This is a genomic window from Microbacterium sp. EYE_78 (genome assembly GCF_023149035.1).
Taxonomy (GTDB): Bacteria; Actinomycetota; Actinomycetes; order Actinomycetales; family Microbacteriaceae; genus Microbacterium.
Genome location: NZ_JAHXMY010000001.1, coordinates 985,325 through 997,907, shown reverse-complemented (window position 1 = coordinate 997,907; position 12,583 = coordinate 985,325). Strand labels below are relative to the sequence as shown.

17 protein-coding genes are annotated in these 12,583 nt (G+C 71.1%); 3 read left to right on the top strand and 14 right to left on the bottom strand.

Features of this window, described 5'->3' with window-relative positions:
- Window positions 1-18 precede the first annotated feature (18 nt).
- A complete protein-coding gene (locus tag KZX17_RS04835; protein WP_248170407.1) occupies window positions 19-1,137 on the top strand; it encodes a hypothetical protein in 1,119 nt (372 codons plus the stop codon).
- A 10-nt stretch (window positions 1,138-1,147) separates the two neighbouring features.
- On the opposite strand, the gene KZX17_RS04830 is transcribed toward KZX17_RS04835, so the two are convergent.
- From KZX17_RS04830 to KZX17_RS04815, 4 genes are all read right to left on the bottom strand, one after another.
- Window positions 1,148-3,130: a cytochrome c oxidase assembly protein gene (locus KZX17_RS04830; RefSeq protein ID WP_248170410.1), complete on the bottom strand. Its 1,983-nt coding sequence runs from the start codon at window positions 3,128-3,130 to the stop codon at window positions 1,148-1,150.
- 82 nt (window positions 3,131-3,212) lie between these two features.
- The gene (locus KZX17_RS04825; protein ID WP_064002669.1) at window positions 3,213-3,491 is read right to left on the bottom strand and encodes an HU family DNA-binding protein; all 279 of its coding nucleotides are present in this window, start codon (window positions 3,489-3,491) and stop codon (window positions 3,213-3,215) included.
- Window positions 3,492-3,799: 308 nt separating this feature from the next.
- The gene (locus KZX17_RS04820) at window positions 3,800-4,735 is read right to left on the bottom strand and encodes an alpha/beta fold hydrolase (RefSeq protein WP_248170412.1); all 936 of its coding nucleotides are present in this window, start codon (window positions 4,733-4,735) and stop codon (window positions 3,800-3,802) included.
- A gap of 41 nt (window positions 4,736-4,776) precedes the next feature.
- On the bottom strand, window positions 4,777-5,811 hold the full coding sequence (locus tag KZX17_RS04815; protein ID WP_248170414.1) for an alpha/beta hydrolase: 1,035 nt from the start codon (window positions 5,809-5,811) through the stop codon (window positions 4,777-4,779).
- 120 nt (window positions 5,812-5,931) lie between these two features.
- Here KZX17_RS04815 and KZX17_RS04810 point away from each other — a divergent pair, with 120 nt between their 5' ends.
- Window positions 5,932-6,162 carry a hypothetical protein gene (locus KZX17_RS04810; RefSeq protein ID WP_248170415.1) on the top strand — a complete coding sequence of 77 codons (231 nt, stop codon included), beginning with the start codon at window positions 5,932-5,934 and terminating at the stop codon, window positions 6,160-6,162.
- A gap of 26 nt (window positions 6,163-6,188) precedes the next feature.
- Here the strand turns inward: KZX17_RS04810 and KZX17_RS04805 are convergent, their stop codons facing one another.
- The gene (locus tag KZX17_RS04805) at window positions 6,189-6,434 is read right to left on the bottom strand and encodes a hypothetical protein (protein ID WP_248170417.1); all 246 of its coding nucleotides are present in this window, start codon (window positions 6,432-6,434) and stop codon (window positions 6,189-6,191) included.
- A 288-nt stretch (window positions 6,435-6,722) separates the two neighbouring features.
- On the opposite strand from KZX17_RS04805, the gene KZX17_RS04800 reads away from it, so the two are divergent.
- Window positions 6,723-6,998 carry a hypothetical protein gene (locus KZX17_RS04800; protein ID WP_248170419.1) on the top strand — a complete coding sequence of 92 codons (276 nt, stop codon included), beginning with the start codon at window positions 6,723-6,725 and terminating at the stop codon, window positions 6,996-6,998.
- Window positions 6,999-7,005: 7 nt separating this feature from the next.
- Here KZX17_RS04800 and KZX17_RS04795 read toward each other — a convergent pair whose 3' ends face one another.
- From KZX17_RS04795 to KZX17_RS04755, 9 genes are all read right to left on the bottom strand, one after another.
- Window positions 7,006-7,197, bottom strand: coding sequence for a hypothetical protein (locus KZX17_RS04795; RefSeq protein ID WP_248170421.1), 192 nt, complete (start codon window positions 7,195-7,197; stop codon window positions 7,006-7,008).
- A gap of 52 nt (window positions 7,198-7,249) precedes the next feature.
- Window positions 7,250-7,870, bottom strand: coding sequence for a DUF6624 domain-containing protein (locus KZX17_RS04790; protein ID WP_248170423.1), 621 nt, complete (start codon window positions 7,868-7,870; stop codon window positions 7,250-7,252).
- Window positions 7,871-7,966: 96 nt separating this feature from the next.
- A complete protein-coding gene (rpsN, locus tag KZX17_RS04785; RefSeq protein ID WP_064002676.1) occupies window positions 7,967-8,272 on the bottom strand; it encodes a 30S ribosomal protein S14 in 306 nt (101 codons plus the stop codon).
- Between the two features lie 4 nt (window positions 8,273-8,276).
- Window positions 8,277-8,447 carry a 50S ribosomal protein L33 gene (rpmG, locus tag KZX17_RS04780; protein WP_005051772.1) on the bottom strand — a complete coding sequence of 57 codons (171 nt, stop codon included), beginning with the start codon at window positions 8,445-8,447 and terminating at the stop codon, window positions 8,277-8,279.
- Entirely contained in the window at window positions 8,447-8,683 is a 237-nt protein-coding gene (rpmB, locus tag KZX17_RS04775) for a 50S ribosomal protein L28 (RefSeq protein ID WP_018187658.1), read from the bottom strand. Before rpmB ends, rpmG begins: the two co-directional genes overlap by 1 nt.
- A gap of 173 nt (window positions 8,684-8,856) precedes the next feature.
- On the bottom strand, window positions 8,857-9,495 hold the full coding sequence (locus tag KZX17_RS04770) for a HEAT repeat domain-containing protein (protein WP_248170425.1): 639 nt from the start codon (window positions 9,493-9,495) through the stop codon (window positions 8,857-8,859).
- A gap of 175 nt (window positions 9,496-9,670) precedes the next feature.
- Window positions 9,671-10,336 (bottom strand): DNA-3-methyladenine glycosylase, encoded by a 666-nt coding sequence (locus tag KZX17_RS04765; protein ID WP_248170427.1) that lies wholly within the window; start codon window positions 10,334-10,336, stop codon window positions 9,671-9,673.
- Window positions 10,333-11,721 carry a hypothetical protein gene (locus KZX17_RS04760; RefSeq protein WP_248170429.1) on the bottom strand — a complete coding sequence of 463 codons (1,389 nt, stop codon included), beginning with the start codon at window positions 11,719-11,721 and terminating at the stop codon, window positions 10,333-10,335. The genes KZX17_RS04765 and KZX17_RS04760 overlap by 4 nt, the downstream gene beginning before the upstream one ends.
- The gene (locus KZX17_RS04755; protein ID WP_248171652.1) at window positions 11,711-12,574 is read right to left on the bottom strand and encodes a DUF1980 domain-containing protein; all 864 of its coding nucleotides are present in this window, start codon (window positions 12,572-12,574) and stop codon (window positions 11,711-11,713) included. Before KZX17_RS04755 ends, KZX17_RS04760 begins: the two co-directional genes overlap by 11 nt.
- Window positions 12,575-12,583 lie beyond the last annotated feature (9 nt).

Below are 12,583 nucleotides of genomic sequence, written 5' to 3'. Positions count from 1 at the left end.
GCTTCATAGACTGAGCGGGTGGACGACGTCGGGGGCGGGGTGGATGCCGCGGTGCAGGATGCCGCGGGTGTCCCAACGCGCACCGAGACCGTCAAGGGGCCGCGTCGTCGCAGGCGCCTGGCGTTCGATCTGACGGTCCTCGGCGTGGTGGGCGTCCTGCTCATCGGCGCGCTGGGCGCGACGGCGGGGGTGCTGTACCGGCAGCTCTACAGCCCGACGGCGTTCGTCCTCGACTACCTGGACCTGCTCGCGGACGGTCGTGCCACCGACGCGCTCCTCGTCCCCGGGGTGTCGGCGACCGCGTCCACGCTGGCCGCAGCCGACCTGCCCGGCGACGCGAGCGGAGCGCTGCTGCGCAGCGACACGCTCACCCCGCTGTCGGACGTCGAGGCGGTGTCGGAGACGACCGGCGACGACGGCGTGACTCGGGTGACGGTCTCCTACCGCGCCGCCGGCCACGCGGGCGAGACCACGTTCGAGGTCGAGCGCGACGGCGAGGACGGCATCCTGCCGCGCTGGCGCTTCGCGGAGAGTCCGCTCGCCGTCATCGAGCTCGCCGTGCGCGGGTCGATGCAGTTCGACGTCAACGGCTTCGAGATCGACAAGCGCCAGGTGTCGCCCGACGGCGTCGACGCCGATCCGCTCGAGCCGATCCCGCTGCTTGCCTTCTCGCCCGGGCTGTACTCGATCACCGTCGACACCGCCGCGACCACCAGTCCAGGGGTCGCGGTCCTGTCCGACACCCCGCTCGCCGACATCCCTGTGTCGTTCCAGGCCGAGCCGACGAAGGACTTCATCGAGGTGGTGCAGAAGGAGGTGGATGCCTTCCTCGCCGACTGCGCGACCCAGCAGGTGCTGCAGCCCACCGGATGCCCCTTCGGCTACTACGTCCGCAACCGCATCGTCGAGCCGCCGTCCTGGTCGATCGAGGAGAACCCGGTCGTGACCCTTGAGCCCGACGGCGCGGGGTGGGCCATCACCCGCACGCAGGCCGTCGCGAAGATCGATGTGCAGATCCAGTCGATCTTCGACGGCTCGGTCTACGACGTGACCGAGCTCGTCCCGTTCTTCTTGACGGGGACGATCACGATCCTCCCCGACGGCACCGCCTCGATCGCCGTCTCCGCAGCGGACTGAGCGGCCCGGGTCAGCGACGTGCGGCGTCGCGGGCGTCGCGCTCGGCGATCTTCGCCAGGCGGGCGTTGTACTCGGCGAGCTCCGCGTCGCCGGTGCGCTCGGCGTGACGATCGGCGGATCGCTGTCGCCGCTCGTCCGACCGGCTCCACTGCACCGCGACGACGATCGCGAGGATGAGGGTGGGGATCTCTCCGATCGACCACGCGATGCCGCCGCCGAGGTACTGGTCGGCGAGCGGGTCGAGGCCCCACGTGCGCCCCATCGAGCCGAACCACTCGGCGACGAACAGCCCGGACGACATCATGATGGCGATGCCGAAGAAGGCGTGCATCGCCATGACGCCGATGAGGGTGAGCAGGCGTCCGGCGTGCGGCAGGCGGTACGGCACCGGATCGATGCCGACGAGCGAGAGGACGAAGAGGTATCCCGTGGTCAGGAAGTGGACGATCATCCACTCGTGTCCGAGGTGCTCGTAGAGCGTCCATCTGAAGAGGTCGGTGTAGTAGAAGGCCCACAGCGACACGATGAACAGGGCCGCCGCCACGAGCGGGTGCGTGATGACGCGGGCGTACGGGCTGTGGACCGCCCAGAGGATCCACTCGCGGCCGCCGCGCGTGCCGTCGTCGCGTTTGCGGATCGCCCGTGAGGCGAGCGTCACGGGCGCTCCGAAGACGAGGCACATGGGGATCGCCATCGACAGCAGCATGTGGCCCACCATGTGCATGCTGAAGAGGTAGTCCTGGTAGGCGTTGACGGGTCCGCACGTCACGTACAGCAGCAGCAGGAGCCCGAAGACCCACAGCACGGTGCGCCACACCGGCCAGCGGTCGCCGCGCGCCGCGAGGCGGCGGACGCCCGCGAGGTAGAAGAACAGCCCGAAGCCGACGGCGAACGCCCAGAGGAGGTCGACGTCCCATTGGGTGACGTAGCGGGTGAGGGTCAGCTCGGGCGGCAGGACCGATCCCGTCAGCACTTCCGCCGGGGTCGAGTCAGTCGGCAGGGCGGTGTCGACCGGGGGCGGTGTGACCGACAGGGCGACGGCGGCGCCAGAGGCGATGCCCATGAAGGCGACCTCCACGCCGACCAGCAGCCAGAAGCGCGCGGCGGTCGCGGCATCCCGGATGCGGGAGATCAGCCGGCGCCGGTAGAACGCACCGAGCACGCCCATCGCGATGAGGGCCGCGACCTTGACCATGAGGAGTGCGCCGTACGGCGAGAAGAGGTGCTCGAAGGTCACGATCCCGACGACGGCGCGTGCGATGCCCGACAGGGTCACGACGACGAAGGCGGCGAGCGCGATGCTCGAGTAGCGGCCCAGCACGTCGGCGAGGCGGTCGCGGCCGAGCACCGGGCGCAGGAGCACGATCAGCAGCAGGCCGCCGAGCCAGGCCGCGGCGGCGATGATGTGCAGCGCCAGCGAGGTGACCGCGGTGTTGTGGTTGGCCTCGCTGCCGGTGTGTCCGGCGGTGGCCATCGGCACCATCGCAGCGACCGCGAGCAGCCCGACCAGGAGGGTCGGCAGCCAGCCGCGCACCGCGAAGGTGAGCACGGTGAGCACCGCGGCGGCGATGGTGGTAAGCAGCCACGCGCGCCCCGGCTCGGTGTCCACGAGGAACCGCCCCAGCTGGGCACCGAAGGCGGCGTCGGCGCTGACCTGGGTCGGGAAGGAGTTCTGGAACGTGAGATACGCCGTGGTCCCCGCAGCGAGGGTGAGGATCGCTGCGCCGGCGGAGGCGGCATCCAGCGCCAGGTCGAACTCGCGGGTCCCCGCGACGAGGGCGAAGAGGGCGAGCACGAGCGAGCCGACGAGCAGCGCGGCCGACAGGTTGACGACCAGCTCGGCGAGGGGCAGCCCCCACCGCACGAGCGGCCCCGGATCGCCGATGACGAGCGGCGCGGATCCGCCGCCGAAGGCGAGCCCGGCGATGAGCGCGAGCAGCGCCGTGCCCACGAGGATCGCAGGCCCGGCGAGGCGGAGGGCGCGCGGGTTCACCCGTCAAGCCTACGCGCGAGCAGGTGGGGGAACGCCGAAGGGGGATGCCTCGCGGCATCCCCCTTCGTACGTCTGCAGCGACTTACTTGACGGCAGCCTTCAGCTTCGAGCCGGCGCTGACCTTGACGCGCTTGCCGGCGGGGATGTTGATCTCGGCACCCGTCTGCGGGTTGCGGCCCGTGCGAGCGGAGGTCTCGACCTGCTCGAACGCGATCCAGCCCGGGATCGAGACCTTCTCGCCCTTGGCGACAGCCTCGGAGACGGACGAGAACAGGCCGTCGACGACGCGCGAGACGGTGGCCTGGCTCTCGCCGGTGGCGCTGGCGATGCTGGCAACGAGTTCGGTCTTGGTGATGGCCATGGTGCTCCTCCAGACGGCGGATCGCCGTCTTCAGTTACTCGGACCGACGGGGTGACCGCCGGCTGGTCGATGCGACCGGTCCCGAATATACCCACGAACCGCGGAATTCCGCGGATTCATGGCGTCTCGAAGCAGATTGCCCCGGCGTGTCGCGTGTCAGATGTGGTTTTTGGGGCTCCTGAGGTCAAATCGGCCGGATTCCGCGGAATTCCGCGGAGGGGGTTGCGTTCGCGGACCGTTCTCCGGATGGATGCCACCGCAGCCGCCCGCGCACCGCGTCGCCGCCCCGTCCGACCGGAGAACGGGCCTCAGCGGCGTGCGAACCCGTCGGCGGCGTCGCAGGCGAGCTGCACGGATGCGGACCCGCCGTGGCCCTCGTCCTCGAGGACGTGCAGCCGACTGCCCGGCCAGGCGCGATGCAGACGCCACGGGGTGATCGCCGGACCGCTGACATCGCGTCGACCGTGGATGAGCACGCCGGGGATGCCCGCGAGCCGCTCCATCCGCTCGAGGATGGGGACCTCGAGGAAGCAGTCGTGCGACCAGTAATGGGTGACCAGCGTCGCGAAGTTCTCGCGGACTCGGGGATCGTCGTGCAGCGGGCCGGGGCCCACCCAGGGCGACAGGGCGATGTGCGCCGACTCCCACGCATCCCACGCGTCGGCCGCGCGGGTGCGGACCGCCGGGTCGGGGTCGCGCAGCATCCGTGCGTACGCCTCGATCACGCGTTCGCCGGGCGGGACGAGCTGGCCCAGCCGTTCGCGGGCCTCCGGGAAGATGCGTCCGACGCCGTCGCTGATCCAGTCGATCTCGTCGCGCGCGCCCGAGGTGACGGCGAGCAGGATGACCTCGCTCACGCGTTCGGGGTGCTCCTGGGCGTACGCGAGGGCGAGGGCCGAGCCCCACGAGACGCCGTACATGAGCCAGCGGTCGATGCCGAGGTGCTCGCGGAGCGCCTCGATGTCGGCGATCAGAGCGGGTGTGGTGTTGGCGTCGAGGTGCGCGAGATCGTCGATCGCCCACGGCGTGCTGCCGCCGCATCCGCGCTGGTCGAGACCGACGATCCGGTACTGCTCCGGATCGAACACCCGTCGGTAGCCGCCCTTGCCGAGGCTGCCGCCGGGACCGCCGTGCAGATAGAGGGCGGCGCGGCCGGAATCGGCGCCCGACACCTCCCAGTGCAGGCGGGCACGGTCCGGGCGGTCGAGCATGCCCGAGGCGTGGGGTTCGATCGGCGGGTGCACGTCGGGCACGCTACCAGCCGGACCGACCGCGACCAGCGCTGTCAGAGGCGGCGCAGGGCGGCGACGACCTCGTCCTCCCAGCGGCGCGCGGCCGGGAGGGCACCGACATAGAGCGGGGTGTCGTGGGTGACCCCGAGATAGCGCGTCGCGCTGGCGTCGACGCCGGCGGCGCGGAGCTTCGCGGCGTAGGTCGCGCCATCCCGGCGGAGGGGGTCGTACTCGGCGGTGAGGATGACCGCAGGCGGCAGGTCGGCGTGCGACGACGCGCGCATCGGCGACGCGTATGGATCGTGCGCGCGTCGCCGGTCGCCGAGGTAGGTGGTGGCGACCGAACGCAGTTCGCGCAGCGCGATTGCAGCGGGGACGCCCAGCGCATACGTGGCCCGCAGGTCGATCCACCGGCCGGTCAGGTCGGTGACCGGGACCTCGAGGATCTGCAGCTCGGGCTGCCTCGTGCCGCGGTCGCGGTTCATGAGTGTGAGGGATGCCGCGAGGCATCCGCCCGCCGACGCACCGTTCAGGCCGATCCGGCTCGGATCGATGCCGAGCTCATCCGCGTGCGCGTGCAGCCACGTCCACGCCGCGTGCACCTGCTCGATCTGCGTCGGGTACCGGTGTTCAGGCGCGAGCGAGTACCCGACCGAGACGAGCACGACGCCGGAACGGTCGGCGCGACGGCGGCACGAGGCATCCGCCGTCGGGTAGTCGATGCCCCCGATGCGGAACGCTCCGCCGCCGATCACCAGGCACGCGGGTGCCGGAGTCTGCGCGGTCGCGGGGCGGTAGACGCGGACGCGGACGTCGGGGTGCCCCGGGACGGCGATGGTGTGCTCGCTCGTCTGCATGTCGGGGCCCGGGGTGCCTGCGGTGCGCAGCTCCATGCGGTCCCAGTTGAGTGCCGCGCGGCGGTGTCGCTCGCGCGGGGAGAGCGGCGTCGCGGCCTTCTTCCCCGGGGCGGATGCCGGGGCCGCAGCCGGCGCGGATCGGAACCGCGCGGTCAGCTCGGTCGACGCCTTCTTCGCGAGGTACCGACGGTGCGTGCGCAGCCGTTCGCGGAAGAACGGGTCGAGTGGCATGCGGCTCCCTCCGATCGTTCGAGGATAGCCACCCAGCTCGCGCGTCGAGGCAGGGGCCGGCTCCACCTCACTCGATCCACTCGACCGCAGCCGCCAAGCCAGCCCGTGCAACGATGCGGCATGACCAGAAAGAACACCCTTGCCCTGCTTCTCGGTGTCGTCGCCGCCGTGTTCGGTGCGTTCGTGATCGCAGCCGCGACGATCGGGACGACCCACGACTCGCCGATCGCCGGAACCTGGCTGCAGGCAATCATCATCGCGCTCGGTGCCGGGTTGGTGATCGCAGGGACCGCGACTGTCGGGATGGCCGTCGCCCGCAGCCAGAGGGCCGATTCTGCGTCTGACTCCTGACCTGACGAGGTGCCCGCGCCGTATCGCTACTTGCGACTGACCCAGACGTTCTCCGAGATCATGTCCCGGACCTCCCCTCCGCGGTGGCTGAGATCGGCCGCCACGCTGGCGCTGTCACTGATCCGGATGGACACGGCGTCTTCTTCGCACTCAATGCCCTGCCACACGCCGCCGAGGACGAGCGACAGGCACAGCGTGTCAGCATCGTCGGATCCGCGGGCCAGGTAGACGTCGTACGCATCGGCCTTCCCGACGTAGCGAAGCGTCGCCACGTCGACATCGTCCGCAGACCCCTCGACAACGGAGTCCGGGCGATCCTCCGCAGTCTGCTCCCTCGCGAACTCCGCGGGCGCGCACGCCGTCAATATCACAGCGGTCACGGCAAGCGCGGGCACGACGAAGCGGCGTGAGCTCATGACCCGGAATGTACACGGCGACTCGCCTCGAATGCCGAGTTCTTGGCGCATTATCGGAGCACGACGGCGAGCGCCGCGAGGACGCACACGGAGAGCCGGGATAGCACCCTGGCCCGCTCGAGAACGCTCCGCTAGCCTCACCGCATGACCACCCACCCCGACGCGCGGCGGGCACCCGCACGAAGCGAGGAACTGGGCCTCCTCTACGGGCTCACAGGAGTCGCCTTCGCCGTCGGCCTGGTCCTTCTGCTCGTCGGCCTCATCGACACATCGCCGGGCTGGGACGACGCCGCGGGCGAAGCGGCCCGGCGCGGCGCGCAAGTGGTGTGGGGCGTCGGCGTGATGGCGCTCGGCTTCGTCAGCCTGGTGGGAGCTCTCGTGCTGAGCGCGATCGAGAGGATGCTCGCCGCTCCGCGGTGACCGCGCGTCAGTCCTTCTTCCGCCCGAGGCGCTTCGCCCACCCGGCCAGGCTGATCGCGTTCTCGACCGTGCCGCCCGTGACGTACCCCGCGACGAGACCGCTGAACTCGCGGTAGCACGCGTCGCAGAGCGTGCGGGTCGCCGTCTGCTGACCCTGACCCCGGAGCCGATTCCGACACTGATCGCACCTGTCTCCCATGGCGCGAGCCTCGCAGCGTCGATCGGTCCACGCAATGCCGATTCCGCGCCCATCACTCGCCGCAGGGGTCCTCTCCGAACGAGGCGTAGTACTCGTCGAGGCTCTCCAGCCCCACCTCCGCGCGCCGTGCGTCGACCTCCTCCGGGTCGATCAGACCGATGGCGGGCTCGAGTCCGTCTGGTCCACACGACACCTGCGTGCCGTACACCTGAGGCTTTTCCCGACCGGAAAGGACGCGGTCTTCGAGGTAGGCGAGGTTCGCGGGTGTGGCGTTCTCGCGCTCGACTTCTGCGCGCAGCAGCTCGACGGCAGTCGCCTGGAAGTCCGGATCGAGATCGGAGTGCTGCGCGATCAGCCAGGCGGCATCCTCCCCGTCCTCGCCGACGTCATCGAAGCCCGGCCACCCGCACTGGGCGATCATGTCCCGCAGTCGATCGGTGCGCTGCTGGTCCGACTCCGGGTCGTCGCCGCCGGTGCGGCCAAGCTGATCGTGCTCCGCCATCGTGAGGAGTGGGCCCCGCAGCGCGTCGCCGCATCCGCCCGCCCAGTCCGGGGTGTCGGACGCCGTCGGAGAGGCAGAGGCTGACGCCGTCGGCGCAGTCTGCGCCGGGGAACATCCCGCCAGCAGCGCGCACAGCATCAGAGGCATCCACACCGCCCGTTGCGCGCGCATGCGGACATTGTTCATCGTCGGGGCGTCGTCGTCGAGACTCCCCGCGAACGACGAAGCCCCCGTCCGAGGACGGGGGCTTCATACGGATGCTGTCGCTTACCAGCTCGACTTGGTGACACCGGGCAGCTCGCCACGGTGCGCCATCTCGCGGAAGCGGACACGCGAGATGCCGAACTTCGACAGGTGGCCGCGGGGGCGTCCGTCGATGGCGTCGCGGTTGCGCAGGCGGACCGGCGACGCGTTGCGGGGAAGCTTCTGCAGGCCGACGCGGGCGGCCTCGCGGGCCTCGTCGGTCGCGTTCGGGTCGACGAGGGTCTTCTTCAGCTCGGCACGCTTCTCGGCGTAGCGAGCGACGACGACCTCACGCTGCTTGTTGCGCGCGATCTTGCTCTTCTTGGCCATGCGATCAGCGCTCCTCTCGGAATTCGACGTGCTTGCGGATCACCGGGTCGTACTTCTTGAGCACGATGCGGTCGGGGTTGTTGCGGCGGTTCTTGCGCGTCACGTAGGTGTACCCCGTGCCGGCGGTCGAACGCAGCTTGATGATCGGACGGACGTCCTGAGCCTTCTTCGCCATTAGAGCTTCACACCCTTCGCGAGGAGGTCCTTCACGACCGACTCGATGCCGCGGGCGTCAATGACCTTGATGCCCTTGGCCGAGACGTTCAGCGTGATCTTGCGACCAAGCGAAGGAACGAAATAGGTCTTCTTCTGCACGTTCGGGTCGAAGCGGCGCTTCGTCCGGCGGTGCGAGTGCGAGATGTTGTGACCGAAGCCGGGAACTGCTCCAGTCACCTGGCACACTGCTGCCATGGTGATGTCTCCTTAGTACCGTGAAGCCGGACGGCCCCACCCAAGATCCCTTGTCTGCACCCCGCTTCCGGACACAGCTCGAGAGCCGTCTTCTGGAGGTGGGATGCGAACTGCGTGCTGGAGTGCGCGCAGACGAAGAGTCAGTCTAGCACGGCCGGGCGTGTCGCCCTGATTCAGGCCGACTCGGCCACCGCGGCGACGGCCTCGGGGAACGTGAGCTCGGGGTCGTCCATGAGGTGCGCCGTCACCGCCGCGTGCGCGCGCGTGTACGGCCCGCCGGTCGCGAGCGCCCAGTCCACCTGCGGGCGTGCCGGCTCGCCGATCGTCGCGAACGCCTCGCTGAGGCTCCGGCGGGTGTCGTCCTCGCCGCGTGCGAACTGCGTCGCCAGGACATCGGCCAGAGCGGATGCCTCGACTGCCGGCACATGCCGCGCCGCGGTGCGCCACGCGGTGCGCGCGACGGTGTCGTCGGCATCCGTCAACAGCTCGGTCGTGACCGTCGGCCAAACGCGCGAGCCGCCGATCTTCGACATCGTGTGCAGCGCCTGCGCACGCACCTGCGCGCCGCGGGAGCGGAGCTCTCCGATCAGCAGGTCGAGCACCTCGTCGGCGTCATGTCGGGTCAGCGCCCACGTGAGCATCTCGCGAACCAGGAACTGCGGCTCGATCCGGCACTGCGCCACGAGCACCGGGATGTACTCCGACCGCGGGTGCGTCCCCGCCGTCATGGCGGCCTGCACGCGCGACGACGGATCGAGCGACGCGAGGGCGGCCTCGAGCCGGGCGGCGGCGTCGATCGGAGCGTCGGTCATGGGGATCACCTCACGGGGTCGGGCGGGATGCGGCATCCCACCCCGTCCTGAACGTCAGGGCATGCGCGGGTGTTCCCGTGCGTTCGCGAGGGGATGCCGCGTCGCGAGGAGCGAACCACGGCATCCGACCCTCGGGAACCGTCATCTCCTCGCGAAGCCTTCGCGAAGCCCCGCGTCAGCGCGCGGCCTCGCGCGCGCCGCGGCCCCAGCGGAAGGCCGACACCGTCGGGTCGCCAGCGATCCAGAACCGCCACGGGAAGGCATCCGTACCGGCCACCCCCGCGACACCGACGCGCGGCCCCGCCTCGACACCGACGAGCGGCGAGGCGGGCAGGTGCAGTCGCGCGATCGCGCCGGCGCGCTCGTCCCCCGTCACGGCGTCGATGCCGTCGTGGACCGGATGCCGCAGCCCCACCGCGTCACCCAGGCGCCCCGGCCCTCGGGCCAGATCACGCGCGAGTCGCGCCGCGGGCCGGCGGGCGTGCGCGGCATCCTGCCCTTCGATCACCTCGGCGCCGCGCAGCAGGATTCCGCCCGCGACCCCGTCGGGGCCGCACACGACGTTGACGCACGAATGGATGCCGTGACTGAGGTACACGTACAGATGTCCGGGTTCGCCCCACATCGTCGCGTTGCGGGCGGTCGGGCCCATCCGCGCGTGCGATCCAGGGTCGGGCACCGGTCCCGTGCCGCGGCCGTGGTACGCCTCGACCTCGGTGAGCCGCACCGCGACGACATCGCCGCCCACCTCGACGCGCAGCACGCCGCCCAGCAGGCGCGGCGCGACCTCGGCGGGCAGACCGGCCAGCGCCTCGCGCGTCGCCGGCACGAGGCCCGTCACAGGCTCGGCCCCCGGCGGCACCACGACAGATCGAAGCCGCGGATCGCGACGACCTCCGAGCCGTCGAGGGTGTAGATCCGCGTCTCGATCTGCTCGGGCAGCGGGAGCAGGTAGCCGTCGTACGTGTTCGACACGACGTCGGGTGCGACGGTCACCGCTGCGTACCGGCCGCTCGGCGACACGCACGTCTGCAGCAGGCCGTCGGTCGGCGCGATCTCGGCGATGGGTGTGGCCCGACCGTCGGCATCCACCTGCGTCAGCGTCGTGGACAGCGGGGTCAGCCCGTCGAGGGGCGTCAGCGCCCGAAGGGTCGACCCGTCGGCGAGCGCGAGGATCTCGCCGGTCTGGCCGAGCGCTTCGTCGGTGGGCGGCAGGGCGGATTCCTCGCCCGTGGTGAGGTCGACGACCGCCGGGCCGTCGACGCGCTCGATGAACGCCGTGGTGCCGGCGATGTCGTCGATGCCGGTCGCGTTGCCGAGCTCGACCGGGTCGGAGCCGTCTGCCGCGATGAGGCTGAGGGCGCCGTCGAAGGTGAGCATGAGGATGCTGTCGGTCCCCGGCACGAACCACCAATCCTCGACCCGTGCGTCACCGCCGGTGCGCGCGACCTCGACCGGGTCCGCGTGGGGGTCGGCGGTCGACCCGGTGAACAGCAGGCTCTCGCGGCCGCCGTCGGCGGAGATGTCGGCATCCGTGAAGGTGTACCCGATCGTGTTGCCTCGCTCGGCGCTCTGCAGGTTCGTGACGAGCCCCTCGCCGGGGAGGGCGAGTTCGCGCGGTGCGGACCCGTCTGTGCGGGTCACGACCAGGTGCGACACGTCGTCCTCGAGCGTCGAGATCACCAGGTGCCCCGCGGTGGCGCGGAAGTCCTCGATGTGCGGGTGCGTGAAGACGGGCTCGGCGTCGCCGGCCAGGTCGACGCGGAAGACGGTGTCGTCGTCCTCCCCCCGCTGCAGCACGTAGCCGTGCAGCCGCGGGGTCGTGAACTCCTCGTCGATTACGGATGCCGGGCCTCCCCCGACACCGGTCACGCCGTCGATCCGGACGGCGTAGGTCGTCTCGTCCCAGAGCGGATCGGTGAAGCGGATGCCGACGCTGCGTCCCGAGGTGTCGACGGTGAAGGATGCCGCCGGTGTCACGGTGACCTGCGAGGCATCCACCTCCTGCAGCGACTGGGTGGTCTCGAAGATGACCCGCGCGCCCGCGGACGTGACGGCCGCAGACGGGTCGGACTCGACGGACGTGACCCGCGGTCCCTGCAGCGTCGTGACGATCGCGGCGACGGCGGCGATGACGGCCAGCACGGCGACGACCGCCACCAGGCGCAGCGAGAATCCGCGGGCCTGTCGCTTGCGGCGGCGGGCCCGGCGGTCGTCAGAACTCATACGGGTCCTCGGGCTCGTCGATCTGCTCGACCGTGGCCGCCTCGACGCGCAGGTCGCCCCCGACGTCCCGGATGGTGCCGGTCACGGTGACCCACTGCCCGCCGTCGGGGATGTCGTCGGTCTGCACCGGGAGGCTGGCCGGCTGCGCGTCGATCACGCAGTGCGTGATGATCAGCCGGGTGAGGTCGAAGCCCGACTCCCCTGGCGCGACGAACCCGGTGAGCTCGATCTCGGTGCCGTCGAACGCCTCGGGGTCGGTCGCGGTCGCGAACACGCTCGCCCAGTCGCCGATGCCGAACGACCCGGTGTCGCCGGTGATGGCGAGCGCGACCGTGTCGGCGCCCTGGAACAGCGGCGCCGCACCCGTGTCGCGCGACATGGCGAGCTCGGCCGAGAGGGTCGCCGGCGGCGTGACGAGCATCGTCCCCGCCACACCCAGCGCGAGCGCGCCGCCCGCGACGGTCGCGATCGCGCCGACGAGCTGGCGGCGCGGGCGGGGAGCGTGGTGGGGGTGGGCGTGGTGGGCGTGGGCGTCGTGGGCCCCGGCATCCGCACCGGATTCGGAGATGTGCGACGGATTCGGATCAGACAGCGCGTTCCGGTCCGGATCCGGCGACGATCTCCGAATCCGCGACACCGGCGCAGACGCGTGATCGTCGCCGTGGTCGTGCCCGTGGTCCTCGGCCGCGCCGAGCGGCAGCAGCACGCTCGCGACGGACCCCGCCAGCGCGAGCACGGCCATCGAGACGGCGAACCACGCGGAGTCGGGGTTGATGTAGAGGCCGAGTCGGCCGGTGACGGCGAGGGCGACGGTCACGGCGGCGATGAGGGATGCCGCACCGACGCCCAGCATCCGGAACCA